Raw genomic sequence first — 23,263 nt, forward strand, 5'->3', positions numbered from 1 at the left:
AATATTAATGAAGCACAAACGCTCACGCTGATGGGTAGTATTCTCGAAGCCAGAAATTTGACGAAGCGGTATCCTGTCGCTGGGCACGCGGATGTCGAGGTGTTTGCCGGTCTCAGCTTTGCACTGGCGGAGGGCGAGCTTGCCTCGCTCGCTGGACCAAGCGGCTCGGGCAAGAGCACCCTCCTCCACCTGCTTGGAACGTTGGATACCGCAAGCGATGGCGAGATTGAGATCGAGGGTAAGAACGTCGCCCGCATGAGCGACCGCGAGGCCAGCGCGTTTCGGAACCAGCGGATCGGATTTATTTTCCAATTCCATCACCTGCTGCCGGAGTTCACCGCAGTCGAGAACGTAGCGATGCCGGCGATGATCGCGGGCAAGGAGTTCGCCGACGTACGGGATCGCTCGGTGGAGCTATTGACAGACGTGGGACTCGCGGAGCGGTTGGATCATCGGCCCTCGATGCTCTCTGGCGGCGAGGCGCAACGAGTCGCAGTGGCGCGCGCGTTTATGATGAAACCCGCGCTGATCCTTGCCGACGAACCGACCGGCAATCTCGATACGCACAACAGTGAGTTGCTGTTCAATATCATCCTGGATCTCTCGCGGAAGCATCGTCAGACATTCCTGATCGCAACCCACAACGTGGATCTCGCCCAAAAGGCAGACCGGCAGTTTCATCTCGAGGATGGGACGCTGACCGAAGCGTAGCCAGCCGTGCGGTTACTATCCGTTGCGTTTGGATTGTATCCAGAAGAGGTAGTCGCGGCTCAGTTGGTGCTGGGGATCGACCAGTAGTGCCTCATGGAACGACTGCTCGGCAGCCTTGGGATTGCCATCCAGGTGCTGGAGCATTCCTAAGAAGGCATAGGCATCGGGATCGTTCGAGTTGAGTGAGACCGCGCGAGTAGCCAGTTCGATTGCGCGGGGTATGTCTTGCTCCGCCAGCGCCTTACGAGCGGCTTCGAGGTTCACTGTAGCTTGCTGCGCCGGTTGTCCAGTGTCGAGCGTCTCGCGAGCCAAGACCCGGCGAACGGTCTCGCGGACGTCATTCGGCGAAAACGGCTTGCGAATATAATCGGAGACCCCAAGTGAAAAAGCTTCAAGTAACGTGTCAATTGTCAGGTATGCCGTTATCACGATTGCCGCAGTGTGCTTATCGCGCTCGCGGATCTCACGAAGCATTTCGATACCATTGATCTGTGGCATTCGGAGGTCCATGAGGACAAGATCGTAGTGGTCGTCCCGGAATTTGGTGAGACCCTCCAGACCATCGGCGGCCGTATCGACGTCATAGTTCGCCGCCATGAGCGAGTGCTGGACGGTCAGCCGGATGTTCTTCTCGTCATCAACGACAAGAATATGGCGTTTGCGGACGGGAGCTTTCAGGGAATTCTGCTCGGCAGGCGCTGTCGTCATCGGAGCTGGAGTTGCGGTGGTGTGATCTGGCATGGTCAATCGATCGATCGGAAATCGATGGTGAGATGTCCGACAATCTGAGATGTCATGGACGGGGTCGAAGTAGCGGTCATTTCAGGAAAGATAGGAAAAGGCATCAGGAAGTTTGGTTAACATCAGAGAGTGGTGGTTTCGCGCCCGATATTGCCTCGTCATTCGATGGCTGAGCTTTCGAGGCTTCGGGCGGTGATTTCATGGGTATGGTGAATGAGAATTCGGTCCCATTGTGTAATTCGCTGGCCACGCTAATTGACCCTCCGTGAGCCTGAACAATTTCTTTCGCAATTGCCAGGCCAAGTCCAGTCCCAGCTTTGGCATCTTTGGATCGAATAGTGAATCGGTCGAAGATTCGAGGCAAAAACTCAGGCGGAATGCCCGATCCTGTGTCGCGGACAAAAAATCTCGCAAATCCGGGTTCCGGCGCCAACCCGGCTCCGATCGTGATCGTGCCGCCCTGGGGCGTATACCGCAGGGCATTCGAGATCAAATTGACAAACACTTGCTTTAATCGATCCGGATCGGCAAATACGCTCGTAAGTTTGGGATCCGGCCTGACGTCGATTGTGATGCCTGCCTCCTGCGATGAAGCCGTAAATGGTACTAATAAATGTTCAAAGAATGGCGAGAGATCGATTCCCGATGGCCGGACTTCAAAGGTCCCGGACTCGATCTTCGCGAGATCCATGAGATCATTGACGATCCGAAGCAGCCGTTCAGACTCTTCACGAATCGCTTGAACAAATTGGGCCTGCACTTCGGTCATGGGTCCAAGCGTAGGCTCGGCGAGCAGATCGACGCTCATTCGAATCGCGGTCAGGGGCGTTCGCAATTCATGTGAGACCATTCCCACAAAGTCCGATCGCATTCTTTCGAGTTCATACGATTGCGTCACATCGCGGATGAGGAGGAGATAGCCGACAACGCCAGGAGCATCCCCAGACTGGATCGGTATCACATCTCGGTTGACATACATGTGAACCGGTCTTCGATGATCACGTTCAGAAGATGGCGGAATGAATTCAATCACCTCGTGTCGGTTCGACTCGCGCCACGTACCTTTAAGCGCAGCGGTACAGAGCCATTCGAGGGCTGGAATGCCGTGTGCCACATCCAGGCAATTACGATTCTCGACTGCAGTCAAATGAAAGATTTCTTGCGCTCGACGATTGATGGAAAGAATACGCCCAAATCGATCGATCAAAATGAGCGCATCATCCATCGACTGGACGATGGATTCCGATATTGCTTTTTCTTCGAGGATTTTCTTCAGATTCAGCTCTTCGAATTCGGCAAGCTTCTGGGCCATCGCATTGAACTGCTCGCCCAGCCGGCCGACTTCGTCGTTCGTGCGTGGAATAACAAGTTGATTCAATTCGCCAGCAGTGATGCGTTCAGTCTTCTCAGTAAGTTCAACGACGGGCTGAACGATTACGGATGCAAATCGGATGGAAAGAAAGATGCAAAATACGAAGACGATCGAGCCGAGAACGAGTACTTCAGTCCGGATCCGTGCGCCTTCCTCGATTGAAACCGTCGAAAGCGAACCAATCGAACTCAGGTAATTGCCTTGCACAAAATCGATTCGGGTTTTTAGGCTATCGAAGAGCGGATCAATCTCGCTCAAAAAGATTTGGCTCCGGGTCTCGATTCCCATCGGCTTCGCACCCTTCGGGACTCCGCCACTAAGCCCGAACTCTGAGCCGAACTCGAAGTCGATCTCATTACGGATCAGTGTCATCAGGTGGGCAATCTGATAGAATGACCGATAGAGTCTTGGATCCGATGAAAGCGGACCCACCCCCGATGAAATGCGCTCGAGTTCATGTGTCGTCGACGTTTCATAGACCCGAAACTTCGCTGCAACAATTGAATCACCGGGCATGAGCAACATCCGAGTCGCATTGGTGCGCATATGGCTTGCCAATGTATCGAATGTGTTCAGAGCGTTGACGACTTCGAACCGGCGCTGAAGTGTCGCGCCGGTCGTGCTCTGAATATCCGAGAGTTGATTGATTGCCCACGCGCCAATCCCTCCCATGAAACCGATCACCAGGAGGAAGCCGGCAAGGATTTTCGATCGTAGGCTCTTAAACATGGTCTTGGGGAAGCCCTAAGTACTGAGGTATGATGGTACAGAAGTGCTTCAGTCGATTCGTTGCTCTGCGCCGAGTTGCCACCCAGAACAAAGTTGCGAACCACTATTTTTGCGCACCGGAGCGCGAATCGATAATCTGACGTAAGTGATTGAGCGAATCGATTTTCCGGTCGATTGTCATCTCGAATTCTGGAGCATCCCAATATCCTCGATTCTCGAAATAGCTCTTGACAAGGAAATTATGCTTAAATGCCTCCATGACCTCCGCAAAGCGGCCCGAGCCCAGTGCGATCTTCGCCAGAGCATCATGCAAATCATAACTCGAAGTCATGAGGTTTTCAGATGCACGACGAGCATTCTCGTATACATCGTCTTTCGTGAGCAGCTTCCCAAGCGAGCCCTCGCCGCGGTTGACTCGCTGAACCACATCATTGACCCCATTGGTGAGATGGTCGACGCTGGTCTCCATGCGATCCACTGCATCTCGAGCGTGAGCGAATGTCTCGCTGGCATTCGCGGCCATGCGGTTCGCATTGACGTACAGCGCATCATCATTAACCAATTTGGCAAGCGTGCCGTGACCTTCCGTGATCTTCTTTACGAGACGAGTGGCCTGGATCCCAACGGAATCCAACTGATCAATCACGGCACTCAGTGTATCGTACAACTTGGAAAAATCCTGAGGCGACTGCCCCATGATTGTGCTTCCGGGCTCCACGGCGAGAGTGGAATCACTGCCCATCGTGATTACGATGAGTCGATCCCCGATCAGCCCTGCTGTCGTGATCATAGCCTTCGAATCAGTATGGATCAGCTTCATTGCATCCGTCAACACTTTCATTGTGACGGTGACGGAATCACGAGCATTACGAGGTAATCGGATTTCCTGGACGCTTCCGATATTAATACCGGCCATGTCCACTTCCGCGCCGCGTTTGAGATTGCTGACTGTGGAGAAACGGGACTTAACCTGCGTGGTCGAAGAAAACAGCTTCTCCTTACTGCCAAGATAAAAGATCGATACAATCAGGATGATAAATCCCGCAAGAACGAAGATCCCGATTCGAAGGAGTGGAACGGCTTTGCGTTTCATGGAGTGTTAAATCTTATACGATTGCTCGGTCAAAGCCGTTTCAAGTGGCCGCGCCCAATTGTGTGCTTGCAGCCTCGCTCGTGAGCGAGAGTTTTCTCTGTCTCCGCGGGGAGGCATGAAGAATTCCTTCTCGTCGATTGCGATTCAGTTGTGAGGCACTCAAATATTCTCGAAGGAATTCATCCTTGGAGTGCTCCAAATCCTCTACTTTGCCGCTGAAGGCCACAAATCCCTCGTTCAACACCACCGCCCGATCAGCGACGGTAAATGCCGTCGGCAGATCATGGGTAACGACGATCGAGGCAATGCCAAGCCGTGTCTGCAATCCGAGAATCAATTCGGCGATTGAGGAAGCGGTCAGCGGATCGAGGCCTGTAGTAGGTTCATCATAGAGCATGAGTTCTGGCTCGAGTACTATGGATCTCGCAAGTCCTGCTCGCTTTTTCATTCCACCAGAGAGCTCGCTCGGCATTTTGTCGATAGCATCTGCCAAATCCACCATTTCCAGCGCCTCGATAATCTTCTGCTCGCGTTCCGAATCTGGCAAATCGGTATGCTTTGCCAGCACGATGTCAATGTTCTGGCCAACAGTCATGGAATCGAACAGTGCGGCACCCTGAAATAGAAATCCGATCTCGCTCCGAAGCTCCATCAGCCCTTGTTCGTTCAGCCGAGTAATGTCCTTCCCCTTGTACAGAATGCTACCGTCATCCGGTGTGAGTAAACCAACAACGAGCTTGAGCAGAACGCTCTTACCGGTGCCGCTCTTGCCAAGAACTGCCAGCGTCTCACCATGATCCACCTGAATCGAAACGTCTCGCAAGACCGGATGATCGAATGCGATAGCAAGGTGATCGGCCGTTAGCAGCGGTCCTTCTGGCACCGGAGCGTCGTGGTGGCTATGAAATAATTTCATGTCGGCCAGAGCATTAGTGTAAGCTTGACGAAGAGCACGTCCAGTAAAATGATTAATAACGAACTTGTGACAGCGGCATCCGTCGCGGACTTCCCGACACCCTCTGTGCCACCCTTCGAGTTATAGCCTTCGTAGCAGCCTACGATTCCGATTGTAAAGCCAAAAAAGATGGTCTTTGCAACACCCGGCAAATAATCCGAGAATTCTGTTCCGGCCTGAACGCTATTGATGAATAGGTTGATGCTCATCCCGGCATCGAGTTTTTCGACAATCCAGGAGCCTACAAGCGCCAGAAAATCGGCGTAAATGCAAAGTAGCGGAAGCGCGACCATGCAGGCAACAACCCGAGTAAAAACCAGAAGCTTGTAAGGATCGAGCGCCGAAACATCCATTGCATCGATCTGTTCAGTGGCCCGCATCGATCCGAGCTCGGCAGCAATTCCTGCTCCCACTCGACCGCTCAGAATCACCGAAATCAACACTGGCGATAGCTCCCGCATGACACTGATCGCAACCATGACAGGAATAAACGCCTCCGCGCCAAACTTCAGCATTGTCGGGCGGCTTTGCATCGTGAGCACTGCACCGATCACAATCCCGACCACAGTTACCAGCGACATCGATCGAAGTCCAATCGCATTCAATTGCTGGACGATCTCTCGGAATTCGTAGGGCGGCCGCGTGAGAGTCTTGAAAAATCGGACACCGAAAAGCCAGAGGCCTCCCAGGAGCGTGAGCGATCTCGCCCAGCCACCAATGGACTCCTCTTCCTGCTTGCTCGATATGGCGGTTCCAGAGCCCGTTGGCTTTGGCCCATTTGCCGAAGCCTCCTCGCTCGATGGCATCACCGTTCCTGTTTGAAGTTCGTATTCGGACATGAATCCCATTGTCGGACACGCAATGCACGTTCCAATTCTGCTATATTGGACTCAAAAATACCAAAAACAAAGGCCTGAGAAAAGAAAACGGCAGAATGTGCATATATTGCCCTTCACGCCGACTTTCGACGGTTTCGAAGCGCATGCATTATTATTAGTATGACCACCCCTACCAGAAGAAGATGGATCCAATATGCCGTCTGGCCCAAGCTAATGAAGCCGATCAACCACAATAGAATGAGAATTGCGATCAAAAACCACATGTCGTTTTTCAGCGTCAGAGTCCGGATGTTATGAACACCAATCCGTCCAAATTCAGCACCCGAAATGATCAGGCAACGATTTCTTCTTCGGTAATGGCCTTATCGCTTACCCCGTACTCCTTGAGTTTGCGCCAAAGAGTGGTTGTCGAGATACCAAGCCGCTCACAGGTCAATACTTTGTTTCCTTGTGCGGCACGGAGAGTCTCGATGATGTAACGGCGCTCGAGCTCATCGAGTGTCGGATTGTCCTCCAGGATTGCACCGATCGAGATATGCGGCTCCATGAGATCCTTCGGGAAATGCTCCGTGCCGATCTCCGTCGATTCAGCTAGAATAACCGATCGCTCAATGACGTTCTGCAATTCCCGAATATTTCCCGGCCAATTGTACGCTGTTAGTTCGGTGATGGCTGTCTGCGATAACTGGCAAGCAGGTCGCGCAAACCGCTCGCAATATTTCTCGACAAAGAACTGCGCCAGCACCGGAATATCATCCTTACGGTCACGGAGTGGCGGAAGCATCAATGAGATCACGTTGACCCGATAATAGAGATCCTCGCGAAACTTCTTCTCGGAGATCAATGCCTTCAGGTCCTTATTGGTCGCGCAAATTACACGGACATCCACGGTGATCGGTTTGGCATCGCCAATCCGAAAAATCTTGTGGTCCTGAAGGAATCGCAGTAATTTCACCTGCAATGGTAATTCCATTTCGCCCAATTCATCGAGGAAGATCGTCCCACCGTTGGCCTCCTCAAATAGACCTTTTTTGTTCGTTTGCGCTCCGGTAAATGCGCCTTTGACATACCCGAACAACTCCGATTCCTGAAGGTCCTTCGGCAATGCGCCGCAATTGATCGGCACAAAGGGCTTCATCTTTCTACCAGAGTTCGAGTGCAGGGCCTCGGCGACTAATTCTTTACCGGTTCCGGACTCTCCATTGATTAGCACGGTCGAGTCGGTCGGAGCAACCTTCTTCACGACTTTGAGCACATCGAGCAGTTGCGGATTTTCGCCAATAATATTTTCGAAGCCTTCGCGTAACCCAGCAATACGCGTGCGCAGATCGATTGCGGTCTGGAGGCTGCTTTTTTCCGCCGCCTTCTCCACGAGCAAAATGAGTTCATCCGGTTGGATATCCGACTTCCGAAGATAATCATACGCGCCGGCCTGCATGGCTTGAATGCCGGTGCGCTCGCTCCCGGCGCCCGTCATCACGATAATTTCGGTTCCAGGCGAACGCCGTCGCAACAGCTTGACGAGTTCAATGCCGGACATGCCCGGCATGTTCATGTCTGTTACGATTACGTCAGCGCCTTCGGATTCAAAGATTCGGATGGCATCCTCAGCCGTGGATGCGGTCGATACGCGATGACCGCCCCGCTCCAGGACCGTGCGATACGTCAACAGAATATTCTGCTCGTCATCAACCAAGAGTACCGATGCCATAGTAAGGTATAATTTTAGATATCGATGTTGAACTATTACTACATTGCGGACAGAAACCGATCGGCAAATCCAGCCTTAACTGCTGGCGACAATCGGCAGTCGGATGCAAATATCCAGTTCGCCATTTTCTGATTTTGCTTCGATTGAGCCATTGTGCAGTTCGATGACCTTCCGAATAAACGGAAGTTTGAGCCCCAACCCGGAATTGCGGCGATCGAAGTTTACTTCGAACAATTGCTGAGCCACTTCCGGCGAAAGTTGTGGTTGGCGATTATCCCGAATATGGATCAAACACTGGCGATCATCCGTCTGTGGCTGGCCAATTCGCACGTATTTCGCACCACGATCGACGGCATTATCGGTTAGCAGACGGAGCACAGTACCCAGGCTTCCGGCATCGCCAAGTATATTCGCGGTTTGCCTCATTTCTGGGGTGCGGCTCTCTTCGAACGTTACCGGCAACCCTTCTCGTGCCATTTCGGCAGCGCGCGCTCCCAAGAATTCTACCAGATCAAGTGGAAGCGCGAGGACCCGATCTGTTGAGACGAACTTCACGAACTCCTGCACAAGTTCTCGCAACTGGTCGCATTCTTCGCGGATAGACTCGACGAACGGCTGAATCTGCTCGATCTGCACTGAGCCATCGGTCCCAGTGCTCATAAAATCCTCGATGAGGAATACGGCACTGGAGATCGCTCCAATCGGATTATTGAGTTCGTGGGCAAAGTGCCGGCCGAAGCGGGCAAGAAATTCGGCCCCTGGTTCGAGCACTGTGGGTTCGCCGGTCATTGTTTGATGCATTACTGCTAGCGGAAGGATTTCCGCTGGAAGCAGCAATGAAAAAACCGCACCAACCGGTGAGAGGGTTCGGTGAAACTCCGATCTTATTTCTTCTTCTTGCCAGATTTTTCTTCAGATGGAGCTTGGCGGATAAATTCCAGACCTTCTTTGGCGCCTTTATTATCCGGATCGAGCTTCAGTACTTTTTCATACCAGACCTTTGCTTTTTCGATTTCATGCTGCTGGTGATACGATTGGGCCAGCAGGAGCTCGAAGTTCATGAGAAAGGGCGACTTGCCTCCTTCAAGTGGCTTGACTGCATCTTCAAGATGAGTGGCGGCCTTTGCCCAGTCCTTATGGGCTCCAAAATGATATGCCATGAAACCCTCGGCGAGCGCCACGGTATCGGTGCTGCCGGCAGCCTTGGCTGTGGCTTCGAGTTTGTCGAAGGCATCAAGAGCCTCTTGAGTCCCTGCATCGCTGGTTAGAGCATCGAAAGCAATCTGGTAGCGGACCGCAACCGAATTCGGCTCGAGCGCCAACGCTTTGTCATAATACTGTTTCGCAAGTTCAGGTTTCTTGGCAGACGAATATGCCTGACCCGCAGAGAGATACCAATGAACCGATGGAGTGGCCTGCGCCATCTCGGCGAACATCTGACCGGCCTCTTCGTACCGTTTTTGTTTGTATAGGAGATTGATGATCGCAATTTGGGTCTGTAACTTCTCCTGCGCCGAACGAATAGTATCATCAACCAGTGATTTCTTGTACTGATCAATGCCACCGGCCGTGTCACCTTGCGTGATCAAAATCGCAGCGTAATTGCTTAAATCCAGAGGACCGAGAGTCTTCGCGTTACGATAAATATCAAGTGCCTTCGGATAGTCCTTGGAAAAGAAGTAACTCCGCGCCAGCAAGAGTTGCGAAAGCGCGCGAAGCGAATCGTTTGAAGAGACGGCCTGAAGCGCTGGGAGAGCTTCCTTATACTGGCCGTTCTCGGTCATCGCACGAGCAAGCAGCCATTGACCGGCAATATCATTCGGACGCAACGCGGCATACTTCGTGGCGTACATCGCCGCGTTCGCATATTGATGTGCGAGAAAATAGAGATTCGCGATCTGGTAATAGGCGTCTCCGTAAGTCGAGTCGATGCGAATGATCTTCAGCCACTCGCCGGCCGACTCGTTATACTTTCGAGTTCTGAAGTATAGACCCGCAAGCTTTGCGTGGACGATCACATCATTGGGGTCGCGCTGCAATGCCTGCTCGTATTGGCCGATCGCAAGATCGGGAATGTGCTGGCGCTCATACAACTCTGCAAGCCCGAGATAAGAGCGGACGTCTTTGTCATTTGTTTGCTGCGCCCGATACAACAAAATCTCAGCAGGCTTCAGCGAGTCGATTGAAATATAGTAGTGACTGAGCGCAAGATAGGTACCGATCTCTTTGTCATTCGATTTGAGCGCATCCTGAAAATCCTTGAGCGCATCCTGCACGTGCCCTTGTTTGCCATATACCGTCCCCCGCGCAATACGAACGAGCACATTACGCCGATCAAGATCGAATGCTTCTTGCGCTTCCGTCAGTGCAGCGCCCACATTGTTAATTTCGACATCGGCAAGCGCGAGTCCCGCGTGGGCCTCGGCATTCTTCGGCTCCTGTTGCACGAGCTGCTGAAGTGTGCTTATCGCTTCACGAGCATTTCCAAGATCGATCAGCCGCAACGCCGCTTTCACTCGGCCGTCCGTTGCCTGAGCGTGGATCACGCCGGTGCATAGCATGGAAAAGGCTAACAAGGCCGATGCGAAAATTCCATTCGATGTTCTCACGTTCAACATTTTCTCTCTTCTACGTAACACTTGAGTTATTCCGCGGACTCGGCCGTTAATTATTTCTCACTTCGTCGCGCCCTTCGTGTCCTCGGCATTCCGAATCAGCTTGATTGGTTGCGTCTTCGGCAGCAGACCAAAATTCTTGAACACCGTCTGCCCGTGAGCCGTCATGCAATAGACGAAAAATCCACGCGGCACCGTGTTTGCCGTTTCCGACGTATAGCCGTTCACGATGGTCGTGAGCGGATAAGCCTTTTCAGCGATGTAGGCAATGTGCAGCATCACCGGCTCCGAAATGCCTTGCGAACTAAGATCGTGCGGAATGATCGGCAAGAACTTAACGCTCGTATCACCTGCAACTTCAAGTTTATGCTTCCAAGCGGAGCTGACAAACCCGAGCGCGCCAGTATTCTTAGCGATGTATGCTAGGATACTATCGGTCGTGGCAAATCGAATCATTTGGACCCATTTCGATCCAGCCATGGAATCCAAAATATACTCGATACTGCTCGGGTACTCTGGAAAAACAAGCGGCGACAATTCTTGGATACGCTCGAGAATATCAGAGAGTCGTTCCGTATCCTGTTTGCTTTGTCGTGAAGTAATGCATCCAATCCCATCCTCAGCCATGCGAAACACCGGGAGAGTCACCGAATCCTTCGCCAGAACCTCGCGCTCCATCGGAGTGAGTCCCCGATCGATGATGATGGCGCGAGCCTCATGATTCATCAATTCTCGCACCGCTTCGCCCGCACTGACATACTTGACCGTAACCTTCGCCGAAGGATTCTCGGTAGTGAAGCCCTGCACGAGGCTGTCGATCACGGGCTTCAGGACTTCATCGGCAACCAGTTCGAATGAGCCGGAAGTTGCTGTCTCGCCCGTGGGAAGGTTCTCAGTTTTGCCGCAGCCTGATGCGACCAAAACCAGTACAATCATAAATGGGAGTAATCGAGAGGTCATATGCTCTTCGACTTTCCGTTCAAGTTGTACTTACCTTCGGCTTCCGCGGCTTTGCGGATCGCAGCAATCCCTGTGAATATGCGGAAACCGCCGTAAAGCCCGATCACAACCGCGAACCCGACACGTGCCATTGGATTGACACCGAAAAAGCTTCCGGGTACAAGTGCAACAAAGCCCGAAATGAACAACGCGAACATTCCGAGCAGGATATAGACCAACCCCGAGATCCTGCTCGGCGGTCGCTCTCGAATCTTATCGCGCTGTAGCATATTTACCTGAGCTTAAAGGTGATCGTCCGAGTGATCCAAATGCGAACGGGCTCTCCATGATATTTTGCCGGAGCGAACTTCGCCTTCATCAATGCATCAACGGCCGGATGCCTAAAAACATCGTAGTCCGATCTGAGCACTTGCACCTTCTCTACGTGTCCATCCTTTGCGATGAGAGCCTGTACGACGACCCGACCTTCGAGTCCGCTTCGCTTTGCGACGTCAGGATACACAATGAGTCTCTCGATCGGCGTAATCGCTACTGGCTCTTCACCATCGAATCGTTTGGACGATGGCTCGAATACAGCGGTATCGGCTTTCAGAATTCCAGTGGCAGTATCCGCCCGTTGCCCGTAAGCACTATCCGAGAAAAGTCCGAACGCGTGAAGTATGCCGGCTATCAACAGCAACGCACACGTCGAGTGTCCCATCACTCAACGACTTAGCGAAGCTTGAAGATGATCGTACGTGTAATCCAGATCCGAAGTGGTGTGCCATTCTGCCGTGCCGGAGTGAACTTTGCCTTGAGCATCGCATCGATTGCGGGCTGCTTGAAGACGTCATAGTCCGACTTAAGCACTTCGGCTTTCTCGACATGTCCATCTTTTGCGATGAGCGCTTGAACCACGACTTTGCCTTCGAGTCCGCTGCGTTTTGCCACTTCAGGATACTGAATCTGTTTTTCGATTGGCGTGATCGGCTCCGGTTCCTGAGAAACGTCGATAAACTCATCCTTGGATGGCTCGGCTTCTTCGACCGGCTGATTGATATGCAGATCGGGTGCAGCCTGGACTGGACCGTTGCTTTGCACGGCAGCTTGCGGAGCCGGTTCGTTCATGTTCGGCAACGTGAGTTGCGGCGCAATGGCGTCGGGCACTGGTACGGGAATGCCAAGGCTCGGGCGCACGACATCGCTCGGCGGCGGCGGAGTGACCGGCTGCATCTCTTCCTGATTTTCGGTGGATGGCGGCGGCGCAAGCTCCGCAATCGAGTGAATACGGATGTGCGGCACGCGCTTCTCATCGTTCGAGAACCACGACCATCCAATGTAGAGAAGAATGACGATCAGATGGATTCCGATCGAAATCCCGAGTGCATTCGAGAAGTACTTCTGCTGGTTTCGCTTGAGATCGATCCCGCCGTACTGCTCTAATTTTTCTACGACTAAGTTACTGAGTGCCATAAATCCTCTCGCTTGTCATTGCGAACATTCTATAAACTACTGACCAACTCATGGTCCTTCTCATCCATGGCGACGAGGCTGAACCGCTTTTCAGTCTGCCCCAACTGCGCCTGTGTCAGGTTCAGGTCGTCGATCATGTTGACGAGCGCCTGATACTTCGCGTTACGATCGATCTTGATGAGCGTCGAAAGTTTTGGATTGACTTTCAAATGCTCCTTCAACATCACCGGTACATCCTTCTCTGCCATCTTCTGCGGCGCCTCGCTGCCCATGTTCCAGAACACCGTCTGGTCCGCGCGGATGCGGAGAGTCAACAAGTTCGACTCCGCGATCTGCACCGGGACTTTGCTATCCGGCGGCAACGAAATCTCCATGACCTGCGGCGTTAGCAGCGTGGTCGTGAGCATAAAGAACGTGAGCAACAAGAATGCGACGTCTACCATCGGCGTCATGTCCAACCGCACGCCGATGCGCGATTTGTGCCTCTTGCCTTTGTGTCCTCGGCTTCCGCCTTGTACTACTTCTGCCATTAGCCCTTCTCCTTGTTCATGGTGACTAAGTTGAACCGCGTCGCGCCATACTTCTGTAACGCGCGCATGACATCATCGACCGTCCCGTAGCTAATCGAGCTATCAGCGCTGATCGCATAACGCATCGAGGGATTCTGCAAACGGGATTGCTGGATGACAGTCTCAAGCGAAGCCAGCGAAACGCGGACATCGCCTTTGGTTGCCAGTTCAGCATCCGTGAGTGGCTGACCCGTCTTTGGATCGGCGAGGTTCAATGGTTTCAGGATCGGCGCGCGATCTTTTTCGTTCGAGACGCCGAACAGAATCACCGTGTCCGCGCCCTTGAGTCCAACACTGATCGTCGCCAGATTCATATCCGGCAGTTTCGTTGTGTCGGCGACTGCGACAGGCAACGAGATTTGTAACGCCTCATCGCTCTGCGGCTTGAACTTCGCCGTGAGCATGAAGAACGTCAGCAATAGAAAACCCACATCGACCATCGGCGTCATATCAAGCCGAAAGCCGTGGCGTTTCATTTTTACTTTTGCCATAGTTTCCGTTATTTTGTAGTGGATCGGTTTCCCGCGTGGTTTGCGGGAAAACCTCGCCACTACAGCCAGTTATCCCGCGTAGTCGCCCTTACCGAGGAAGCGTGTGTTGAGCGTCTCGACCAAGTTTAGTGAAGCCTCATCAATCGTATAGATGAATGCATCCACCTTGTTGGTGAAGAAGTTGTAGAACACAATGGCGATGATAGCGCCAAAGATGCCAAATGCCGTATTCACAAGAGCTTCCGAGATTCCAATCGAGAGCTGCGTTGCGCTTGCCGCACCGGCTTCGCCAAGTGCGCGGAACGACCGGATCATACCAAGCACGGTTCCAAGCAGTCCAACCATCGTCGAAATCGACGCGATTGTCGAAAGCCCGACGAGATTACGCTCGAGAAGCGGAGTCTCGATCATCGTCGCCTCTTCGATCGTCCGCTTGACTTCCGCGATCTTGCGAGATGCATCCATGCTGCCTTCGCTCTTGAGTGTCTTGAATTGTTCGAGTCCGGCACGCATGATGTTCGCTACTGTCCCGCGCTGTTTGGAGCAGAGATCAATGGCGGCGTCAATGTTCCCTTCCTTGAGGCGAGTCTCGACGTTCACGAGAAATTTCGTCATGTCGCCGGATCCTTTGGCCTTTGCAAGCGAAAGAAAACGCTCGATGATGAAGGTGAAGACCATGATGGTCAGCATGAGCAAAAGCGGCACGATAATTCCGCCTGTGTAGATGATGCCCATGACATCCTTCGGATGCTCGCGAACACCGGGATCGGCGAAGTGCGAACCAGCACCGAAAACAAACATGTAAATCAGCACGGCTGCAATGAAGGCCGCACCAATGACGATCGTTACAAAAAGTGAGTTCTTCTTCATGTCTTAGGTTGGATTTCTAAAAATCGTGGTCGAGATTCTACTTTGAGTATATACAGTAAAATGCCAGCGCGAGAATCGGCCTGTTTAGCCCATTTGGGGCAATCATCGTTCCTGAATTCGTGTACATTGCAGGATGTCGCACGATGGCATCTTGCATGATGCAAGACGTATGAAAGGTCATACTTTGTCAATGTGCACAAAAAACCCGGAAGCCATACTGCTTCCGGGTTGCCCGATCGAGGGAAAAAACACCGTTATGGGAAGGTCACCTGGAATGGCGCACTTAGCATTCCGTTCGTCTTGCTCGCGACATGCAATGTACCGCTGATTTGCCTTCCAGCAAGGGACGCGGTATTAGCAAGCTTCACATGCCATGTGGTCTTTAGGTAGGAGGTCCCACCGTACACGAGCTTCGGCAGACCAGCGTAATAATTAACGACCTGCTGCGGATCGGAAGTCTTCATCACTCCACCACCCGTGCTCATCGCAGCGTTAAATAAAGCCCACTCACTACCGGGTGCGATTTGAGAGTCGGTATCCTTGCCGGTCTTAAGAGCAATCGCAAAGACCTTGATTCCAAGATCCTTCGCGTGATTGATTGACTCCCATAGCGAATGATAAGACTCATTGTCATCACCATCGGTCATAACGATGAGCGCTTTGTTCGAATTATGAGAATTTTGTGAAAGCGAATCCGCCATGATGTACATAGCATCATAGAGCGGCGTGCCAGGTCCGAGTACCTGCTCTAAACTGTCAATTGCGCGATCGAACGCATGCCCATTCGAGGTAAATGGACCATAGGTGTTGATACCAAACGTATAGTCATTGAAGGTGGAAAGCTGAACCTCATCACCACCCAACGCGGGAGTGACAGTGCCAAGGAATAGGCCCGCTGCCATCCATCGAAGATTCATTGGGTCGTTCCACGCCATACTATTCGATTGGTCGATCAGGACTTCTGCGGAGAACGGCCCATTGGCCAATGTCATAGCGGCTGCAATACCCGTTGATGAGAACAAGGTATCTATCGCCGAGGCAATATTGATCGAAGAAGGATCGAGGGTATTAATGGGCTTTCCGTTCGAATCGGTCAGGAACAGATCGAGTTCGAAATCACCGGCATTGCCAAGTTCGCTGATTGCCTTAACGCCGATCACACCGACAGACCCAGGGATCATCGGCTGACCCGCCTGAATATCAGGCCCTGTCGGTGGCTCCGATGCCCGGCGGCAACCTGCAGCCGCAAAAACCAAAACTACTGACACGACCAAACCTGCGTATTGAATGCTACGACCGAGAAGCGGAAGATGGACTTTCATGGACACCTCCATTTGTGATGAGTACGATGAATAACACCGCCACGGACCGAAAGTTACACCCTAAAAGCCACTTTCTTCGGGCTATTTTACTTCACCCGATCGATAACATACGAGGCAAATGCCTCCAGTGAGTGCCGAGATTCGCTTTGCGGCAGTTTTTGGAGCGATTCCTTGGCCCGAAGGGAATATTCCTCGGCCTTCGAGACCGCATAGTTCACCCCTCCGTGATATTCGACAAACTCCAGCACTTCTCCATAAGCACGCGTTGCCGCCTTGCCATTCTTGATGAGCGAAAGGATGTGCCGCCTATCGCGGTCGGACGATTTCGAGAGCGCATGAAGCAACGGAAGAGTCAGCTTCTTATCTTTAAAGTCGGTTGTTGCGGGTTTACCGATCGAGCCTAGGGATGGATCGAAGGCAAACAAATCATCACGGATCTGGAATGCAATACCGACACATTCGCCGTACTCGCGCATCGCCAACTGGTAGCTGTTTTCTTTCACACTTGCCGCTCCCAATTCGCAGCATGTCGCGAAGAGCGATGCCGTCTTATCGCCGATGATCCGGAAATAGTCTGCTTCATTGGCATTGAGCTGCCGAGACTTCTGAAGTTGGTAGAGCTCCCCCTCGGACATTCTCCGGACGGCTCGTGAAGTAATCTGCAGAAAGTGATATTCCTGCGTCTCCACCGTCCGAAGCAAACCTTGCGCAAGCAGAAAATCGCCCATGAGTACTCCGACCTTATTCTTCCATAGGGCACGAATGCTTGCGAAGCCGCGGCGCGTATCGGACTCATCAATGACATCATCGTGTACGAGCGTTGCGGTATGCAGAAGTTCGACCAAAGTCGCGGCGCGATATGTCGCTTCGGTCACTTCGCCAGATGCCTTCGCGGCCAGCAGGACCAGCATGGGTCGAACCTGCTTGCCCTTGGTCCGAATAATATATTTCGCAACGAGATTGACAACCGGCACCTCGGAGATCATCGCGCGCCGAAATTCTTGGTTGAATCCCACCATCTCCCGCTCGACCGGAGAGGCTATCTCGTCAAGATTCGCACTTCGGGACTTGGTAGAGAGCGAGTTCACGTGACCACAAAGTTACGATGCTGTTGATGCTGCATTCTTCCGGCGCTGTCGAACAGCAAGTGCCGTTCCAAGGATTGAGATTTCGAACAATGCCCAAAGCGGTCCGAACAAGATCAACTGCAATAGCGGATTACCTCCCGGCGATAGCACTGCAGCAATCGCCAGCAGCATCACAATGGCGTGACGACGGTAGTGCCGCATGAATGTCGCCGTGAGAATTCCCATGCGCCCGAGGAAATAGGCGATTAAGGGTAGTTCGAAGACGATCCCACTCAGCAATATGATTTCGAGGAAGACCGAAAGGTACTTATGCACCTCGATCATGTTCGTAACGGTCCCGATCACAAAGCCCATCGCGAAGCTCAGCACCATCGGCAGCATTACATAATACGCGAAGGCCATTCCGCACAGGAAACTCAGGATCGTGAAGAATGTGATCTTCGCGACGTTCGCCTTCTCCTTCTCATGAAGCCCGGGAGCGATGAACTTCCAAATCTGGATCAGCGTGTAGGGAAATGAGACGATGATTCCACCCCACATTACGATCTGCATCCACACCGAGAGCTGACCATACACCTCTGTATTCATCAGCTTCATCGGCGGCGTGGTGCTCGATGTTGGATCAGTGATGACCCAGGCGGTGATCTGATCGAAGAAAATCCCGCACAGGATCATGCCCACGATGATTCCAATCACCGCCCGGACTACTGTCCAGCGCAGATCCTCGAGATGCTCCCAAAGCGACATCTCCTGATCCGCTTTCGGCACACTACCCTCGATGGCTGGAATCTCTACCTTCTTGCTCATTGGCCCGCGCTAAACGCGGCTGCCTTTGCTTTCGTCCCTGTTTTCTGCGAGCAAGCTCGCCTCTTCCATCATTTTAACAATAGAATTGTTTTTCATGAATATAGGCGGTTTTTCTTAGTTTTTCATTTTGTACTTGTTCAAACAACAAGTTACGAAAAGCTCGCAATTGTTTTCAAAGTGCCTTAAGACTTTCCTAAACCCAACCGGAAATAGTTTACCCTCATTAGTATTAACCTCATAGGTCAAACCCACCACAATCGCGCTTTTTGTGCGATTCGAGTTTCAGGCACGCATCTTCGCTCGCCTTCAGGTGAAATACTATGAAGAAATATCTCACCCTCTCACTTCTTTGCCTATTTACAGCCTTCTCGACAGTTCAAGCCCAGACGCGACCGGCCGATCGAGAGCAGCGTGTGAACTCTGAGGTAGAAAAATGGCGGAAGGCCCTCGAACTCACTCCGGACCAGACCGCACGTCTGCGACCGATCATGACCGAGCAAGAAATCCAGGCGGAGCAAGATCGTGCTCGGCTCGAAGCGGCACCTGTGAACGATGAGGAACGGCTGCAACAGGAATATGCAAGGAATATGATTTCTTACGACAGCCGATATGACGAATTACTAGAGCCCTGGCAACGGGATCGAGCAAGGAGCCTTGACCTATACCATGAGCACCGTCGTTTCCTGCGAGGACTCTGGATTCGCTGGTGGTGGTGGCCTTGGTCACACAGGCATGGTCATCACGGGTGGCGACATGGGCATCATGCTCCACCGCCAACGAATATTCCACCGCCTCCTCGGAGACCACCATCGCCCCCTCCACCACCGCGGCCGCCACGACCTCATGGTCCACCGCACGAGCGATAACTGCACATTACCGAATCCATAGATTCCAAAGAATCTATGGATTCGGTAACTCAGGCGTAAAGTGGAAACCTTGCCGTTAGTGATTTGACTTCATCCCTGACCTGGCGCGCAACGCTTTCATCGGCAGGACTAGTAACCACTCGATCAATCAATCCTGCGATCAAATCCATTTCGGGTTCTTTCATCCCTCGCGTCGTGATTGCGGCAGTTCCAATACGAATACCACTCGTAATTAGTGCAGACTTGTCATCATATGGGACTGCATTTTTGTTCACGGTGATCGCAGCCTTGTCCAAGGCTTCTTCCGCAGCTTTTCCGGTGACGTTCTTGCCGCGAAGATCGGCAAGCATCAGGTGATTGTCGGTACCACCGGATATGATGTAAAAACCTCGTTTGACCAGTTCGTCCGCAAGCCGCTTCGCGTTGCGAATGACCTGAACTCCGTAAGCTGTAAAGCTATCCTCCAACGCCTCACCAAGTGCGACGGCCTTTGCAGCGATGACATGCATGAGCGGGCCGCCCTGAATACCCGGCATAACGGTTGAGTCGATCAACTCCGAGACCATTTTCGTGCGGCCGGATTTTGGCGCAACCGCGCCCCAAGTATTTTCAAAGTCCTTTCCAAGTAAGATCAGCCCGCCGCGCGGTCCGCGCAGTGTCTTGTGCGTCGTCGAAGTAACGATATGGCAATGTGGAAGCGGGCTCGTGAGATGTCCCTTTGCGATGAGTCCTGCCGGATGCGCCATGTCGCACAGCAGAAATGCGCCGACCGAATCAGCGATGGCGCGAAATCGCGCAAAGTCGATATCACGCGAGTAAGCACTCGCGCCGACCGTGATCATCTTCGGCTTTGTCGCGTGCGCTTGACGCTCGACATCTTCATAATCGATGTAGCCTGTCTCGCGGGATACGCCGTAGGCACTGAATTGGTAAAGTTGTCCGGAGAAATTCGCCGGATGACCGTGTGTGAGATGTCCGCCATGCGAGAGGTTCATACCAAGAACGCGATCGCCGGGCTTCAGAAATGTGAAGTATACGGCCATGTTGGCTTGCGAGCCGGAGTGCGGCTGCACGTTGGCATACTCTGCACCAAACAGCTTCTTTGCTCGATCGCGCGCAAGATTTTCCACCTGATCGACAAACTCACAGCCACCATAGTATCGCTTACCAGGATAGCCTTCAGCGTACTTATTAGTGAGCACGCTCCCCTGCGCGCGCAACACAGCTTGAGATGTGAAATTTTCGCTGGCGATGAGTTCGAGTCCAGTTTGCTGGCGCTCAAGTTCGCGATCGATTGCACTAAATACTTCTTGATCCATGGTTGTATAATATAGCTTCGATAGAAAACCCAGAGAGTCTGTGGGATTCTATCTCATTCACTCTCGACGCGTCGGAACGAACCATTTATCCGACAGACTGACGCTTGCACCCAAACGGAGGAAGGTCTCTTTCGGCGCAACGCTAGCGTCCGTTGGATTCCGTTGACCAACGGTCAACGAAAGATTCATCAGCGTCTCGAAGCTAAGCGGAATACCAAGCCCAGCGGAGAGGGCGAGTTCGGTTACTCCACCGGATGATGATGAACCTGTACCGTTTGGAGAAAAGTTGAATCCGGCAACCTCAATGGGAAGTTGACTATATGCAAAGCCAAGTCGCAATCCCCAACGATCAAGCCCGAACGATGTACCAAACTCACCAGAAATATTCGGCAGACGTTCGACTCCAACGGAGATACGGCTACCATTACGAAGTGATGGATCCCCGCTCGAAGTCAATGGCGCGAACACATAGGCGCTCGCAAAATTCTGCGCCGAGTAATCGACTTCAGCCCGATAGCGATAGCTAAAATGATATGAAATGCCTGCGGCGAAGGAAGATGGATAGTAGCCTTTTCCTGATTCGTCGATCGTCGTGTCGAGGGTGCTGGAAATCGGCGTGATGATCGTCTCCCGGGTAGCAGTCAGGCTGGCTCCGAGGCTGTAGGAGGCGCCGATGGTAAGGCCGCGAAGACCGTCCGCAATCGAATCACCGATCAGTTCGATGCCGAATGTCGGACGCAATCCATTAAACAGATAGTCGCGTTCATACTCAGCGGAATCTTGCGTCAGATCGGTAAATGCCAGATGGTCCTGATGCCGAATATTTCCGGTGATAAGATCGAGCCGTGCGCCGATGGCCAATGCGCTCGCAAGCCGCATTCCTGCGCCGAGAAAGAGCATATTGGCACCACCTCGGCGAACATATGTCTTCGTTGCCATTGAATCTGACGCTTCGATCTTACCACTTGCATCAGTGAGAGGGACGTACCCGAGCGCAAGCGCAGCGGAATGCTCGCTCCAGAATGGCACACCAAAAGAAATACCGCTCAGCGTGATATTATGTTGCTGCTCGGTGATTCCGCCAAGCTGATCGTTCGCATAATCATATCGAAGCGCCACATTAAAGCGAGCCCGTGTCAGCCAATTCCAGTCGGCCGGATTGATGACGTTTACAACACGAGTCCCTTGCAACGCCACCCCCGTCCCACCCAGCCCTTCGATCGTTGGATCGGCGGTAGGAAGAGGCGTACCGAACCCAAAGAAGTTATAGGTCGAACCTTGCGCGAAGGCCGAGTTCGTGAAGACAAACCATGTAAAAACAAGCACTGCAAGCGTCATTGCGAGGGAAGAGATGCTATCCAGTCGGGATTGCTTCATCGCTCCTTCGTCGCTTCTCGCAATGACAGTATGAGAGGCGATTCGCGTCATGGCAACTTGGAATAGGAAAGAATGAATTTCGGCCGCTTTGTTGGGTCCGTCGCGTCCTGACCATAAAATGTCCAGCGGTTGATCGTATTGTCTTCAACACCGAATGCGTCTCCGGCGACAAATGTCCGCGTGTTATAGCCTGCGCGCAATTCGAACCCGAAGTTTTTCGTAGGATTGCGCAGCCAGTACTCGACTAATGTTCGTATTTGGAAATGATAAATATTCGGATCGCTCGCGTCGTGGTATCCGCTGGCAAAGAGTGCAGCGCCGGTATCATTCGTACCTAACAACTGCACGATCGCAGGCCCCGCTGTGTCAAACGAAAGCGTCGAACGCCGAGATCGTGCCGGGTCCAGACTCAGGATCAACTCAGCACTATTAATAGTCGAAAATGCAGTGAGCTGTGCCGTATCGCCAGGTCGGGTCAGTGACAATGTGTCGAAAACGCGCCATCCTGTACTGCCGCGTAACATAAACTCGCCAGCAGGAGTCGGATCGCTTTGGTCCATCGCAATGTGAAGATCCTTCAGCGCCGTCAAGCGCGTCACTAGAATTCCGGTATCGACTTTAATGCTATACTCGATTTGGGGCCGCGCGTTCGTATCGCCGCTTTCCATTGAGCCGAATCCCCGTGCCGTTGTCATGGTTGCACCAGGCGCGACCACAAAGGCAAGTGAAGCCGAGCGAAGGTCTTTCTTAACAATGGATGTATCGATCGAGAAAGCCAGAACGCTGTCGTTCACATCGGCGAAATCGCCCTGAAATGAGCCCAGTGGCGTTGAAACAAGCGCGGACTTCGATAGAGAGGTCAACGAATCGAGATAGGCGCCAGCCAGCGGAGAATATTCGTAGACTTGCAAGTCCAGCCGGTTCGGGCTTGTAGTCGTATCTCCATACTTATATGTTTGGTCCTTCAGCAGCAAGCGAATCCCAACGACTTTAGCGATCGTCGTGTCGGGAAGTGTCGGGAATTGAAGCACGCCCCAGGACTCGATATTTTCACCTTGCGTGACCTTGCCCACGATCAGGAGCGGTGAGAAGAGCGTAATCGAATAGGTGTTCCCACCGAGCACGATTCTCGGCACCGAAACTGGCCGCATCTTCATAAAGCCGGTATCCGTGCGGATGGTACGGTTGAACTGCACGGTATCCCGATAATACGGCGCGCCGAGCGTCGAGACTTTTTCCTCACAGCTCGATACCACCAGAGCCAGGCAGAGAAGAACGAAAAGACGAAGAGTCAAAGCCGAATGGAAAGGATGAAGGAAAAAAGGTCTTCGAAAATCCGAATGAGCAGGGCTAAAGGCTATAGCGCGGAGTTCTGT

24 protein-coding genes are annotated in these 23,263 nt (G+C 52.5%); 2 read left to right on the top strand and 22 right to left on the bottom strand.

The window, feature by feature from the left end; translation table 11 throughout:
- Nucleotides 1-30: 30 nt before the first annotated feature.
- Nucleotides 31-711 carry an ABC transporter ATP-binding protein gene (locus Q8902_09860; GenBank protein MDP4199860.1) on the top strand — a complete coding sequence of 227 codons (681 nt, stop codon included), beginning with the start codon at nt 31-33 and terminating at the stop codon, nt 709-711.
- A gap of 15 nt (nt 712-726) precedes the next feature.
- Here the strand turns inward: Q8902_09860 and Q8902_09865 are convergent, their stop codons facing one another.
- The 19 genes from Q8902_09865 to tatC form a co-directional block, all read right to left on the bottom strand.
- Nucleotides 727-1,452: a response regulator gene (locus Q8902_09865; GenBank protein MDP4199861.1), complete on the bottom strand. Its 726-nt coding sequence runs from the start codon at nt 1,450-1,452 to the stop codon at nt 727-729.
- 103 nt (nt 1,453-1,555) lie between these two features.
- Nucleotides 1,556-3,553 carry an ATP-binding protein gene (locus Q8902_09870; protein ID MDP4199862.1) on the bottom strand — a complete coding sequence of 666 codons (1,998 nt, stop codon included), beginning with the start codon at nt 3,551-3,553 and terminating at the stop codon, nt 1,556-1,558.
- 103 nt (nt 3,554-3,656) lie between these two features.
- On the bottom strand, nt 3,657-4,646 hold the full coding sequence (locus tag Q8902_09875) for an MlaD family protein (protein MDP4199863.1): 990 nt from the start codon (nt 4,644-4,646) through the stop codon (nt 3,657-3,659).
- A gap of 40 nt (nt 4,647-4,686) precedes the next feature.
- Complete coding sequence (locus Q8902_09880) at nt 4,687-5,562, bottom strand: ATP-binding cassette domain-containing protein (GenBank protein ID MDP4199864.1); 876 nt, start codon at nt 5,560-5,562, stop codon at nt 4,687-4,689.
- On the bottom strand, nt 5,559-6,440 hold the full coding sequence (locus tag Q8902_09885) for an ABC transporter permease (GenBank protein ID MDP4199865.1): 882 nt from the start codon (nt 6,438-6,440) through the stop codon (nt 5,559-5,561). Before Q8902_09885 ends, Q8902_09880 begins: the two co-directional genes overlap by 4 nt.
- A gap of 113 nt (nt 6,441-6,553) precedes the next feature.
- Complete coding sequence (locus Q8902_09890) at nt 6,554-6,703, bottom strand: lmo0937 family membrane protein (GenBank protein ID MDP4199866.1); 150 nt, start codon at nt 6,701-6,703, stop codon at nt 6,554-6,556.
- Nucleotides 6,704-6,771: 68 nt separating this feature from the next.
- A complete protein-coding gene (locus tag Q8902_09895; GenBank protein ID MDP4199867.1) occupies nt 6,772-8,151 on the bottom strand; it encodes a sigma-54 dependent transcriptional regulator in 1,380 nt (459 codons plus the stop codon).
- Between the two features lie 75 nt (nt 8,152-8,226).
- Nucleotides 8,227-8,940, bottom strand: coding sequence for a HAMP domain-containing sensor histidine kinase (locus Q8902_09900; protein MDP4199868.1), 714 nt, complete (start codon nt 8,938-8,940; stop codon nt 8,227-8,229).
- Between the two features lie 95 nt (nt 8,941-9,035).
- Entirely contained in the window at nt 9,036-10,760 is a 1,725-nt protein-coding gene (locus tag Q8902_09905) for a tetratricopeptide repeat protein (GenBank protein ID MDP4199869.1), read from the bottom strand.
- Between the two features lie 66 nt (nt 10,761-10,826).
- The gene (locus Q8902_09910; protein ID MDP4199870.1) at nt 10,827-11,702 is read right to left on the bottom strand and encodes a substrate-binding domain-containing protein; all 876 of its coding nucleotides are present in this window, start codon (nt 11,700-11,702) and stop codon (nt 10,827-10,829) included.
- 20 nt (nt 11,703-11,722) lie between these two features.
- The gene (locus tag Q8902_09915; protein MDP4199871.1) at nt 11,723-11,995 is read right to left on the bottom strand and encodes a hypothetical protein; all 273 of its coding nucleotides are present in this window, start codon (nt 11,993-11,995) and stop codon (nt 11,723-11,725) included.
- Between the two features lie 2 nt (nt 11,996-11,997).
- Complete coding sequence (locus tag Q8902_09920) at nt 11,998-12,426, bottom strand: energy transducer TonB (GenBank protein MDP4199872.1); 429 nt, start codon at nt 12,424-12,426, stop codon at nt 11,998-12,000.
- Nucleotides 12,427-12,437: 11 nt separating this feature from the next.
- Nucleotides 12,438-13,178, bottom strand: coding sequence for an energy transducer TonB (locus Q8902_09925; protein ID MDP4199873.1), 741 nt, complete (start codon nt 13,176-13,178; stop codon nt 12,438-12,440).
- A gap of 29 nt (nt 13,179-13,207) precedes the next feature.
- Nucleotides 13,208-13,708 (bottom strand): biopolymer transporter ExbD, encoded by a 501-nt coding sequence (locus Q8902_09930; GenBank protein ID MDP4199874.1) that lies wholly within the window; start codon nt 13,706-13,708, stop codon nt 13,208-13,210.
- Nucleotides 13,708-14,238, bottom strand: coding sequence for a biopolymer transporter ExbD (locus Q8902_09935; protein ID MDP4199875.1), 531 nt, complete (start codon nt 14,236-14,238; stop codon nt 13,708-13,710). The genes Q8902_09930 and Q8902_09935 overlap by 1 nt, the downstream gene beginning before the upstream one ends.
- Before the next feature lie 69 nt (nt 14,239-14,307).
- Nucleotides 14,308-15,108 (bottom strand): MotA/TolQ/ExbB proton channel family protein, encoded by an 801-nt coding sequence (locus Q8902_09940; GenBank protein MDP4199876.1) that lies wholly within the window; start codon nt 15,106-15,108, stop codon nt 14,308-14,310.
- 254 nt (nt 15,109-15,362) lie between these two features.
- Nucleotides 15,363-16,430, bottom strand: coding sequence for a vWA domain-containing protein (locus tag Q8902_09945; protein ID MDP4199877.1), 1,068 nt, complete (start codon nt 16,428-16,430; stop codon nt 15,363-15,365).
- 86 nt (nt 16,431-16,516) lie between these two features.
- Complete coding sequence (locus Q8902_09950) at nt 16,517-17,518, bottom strand: polyprenyl synthetase family protein (protein ID MDP4199878.1); 1,002 nt, start codon at nt 17,516-17,518, stop codon at nt 16,517-16,519.
- A 12-nt stretch (nt 17,519-17,530) separates the two neighbouring features.
- A complete protein-coding gene (tatC, locus tag Q8902_09955) occupies nt 17,531-18,325 on the bottom strand; it encodes a twin-arginine translocase subunit TatC (GenBank protein MDP4199879.1) in 795 nt (264 codons plus the stop codon).
- Between the two features lie 666 nt (nt 18,326-18,991).
- Here tatC and Q8902_09960 point away from each other — a divergent pair.
- Nucleotides 18,992-19,213 (top strand): hypothetical protein, encoded by a 222-nt coding sequence (locus tag Q8902_09960; protein ID MDP4199880.1) that lies wholly within the window; start codon nt 18,992-18,994, stop codon nt 19,211-19,213.
- A 28-nt stretch (nt 19,214-19,241) separates the two neighbouring features.
- Here Q8902_09960 and glyA read toward each other — a convergent pair whose 3' ends face one another.
- Genes glyA through Q8902_09975 form a run of 3 tightly spaced genes read right to left on the bottom strand, consistent with a single transcriptional unit; the run spans nt 19,242 to nt 23,182 of the window.
- Nucleotides 19,242-20,510, bottom strand: a complete 1,269-nt coding sequence (glyA, locus tag Q8902_09965; protein MDP4199881.1) for a serine hydroxymethyltransferase — start codon at nt 20,508-20,510, stop codon at nt 19,242-19,244.
- Nucleotides 20,511-20,567: 57 nt separating this feature from the next.
- The gene (locus Q8902_09970; GenBank protein MDP4199882.1) at nt 20,568-21,938 is read right to left on the bottom strand and encodes a hypothetical protein; all 1,371 of its coding nucleotides are present in this window, start codon (nt 21,936-21,938) and stop codon (nt 20,568-20,570) included.
- The gene (locus tag Q8902_09975; GenBank protein MDP4199883.1) at nt 21,935-23,182 is read right to left on the bottom strand and encodes a hypothetical protein; all 1,248 of its coding nucleotides are present in this window, start codon (nt 23,180-23,182) and stop codon (nt 21,935-21,937) included. Before Q8902_09975 ends, Q8902_09970 begins: the two co-directional genes overlap by 4 nt.
- Between the last annotated feature and the right edge of the window lie 81 nt (nt 23,183-23,263).

It is taken from the genome of Bacteroidota bacterium (genome assembly GCA_030706745.1).
In the GTDB taxonomy this organism is placed as follows: Bacteria; Bacteroidota; Ignavibacteria; order Palsa-1295; family Palsa-1295; genus PALSA-1295.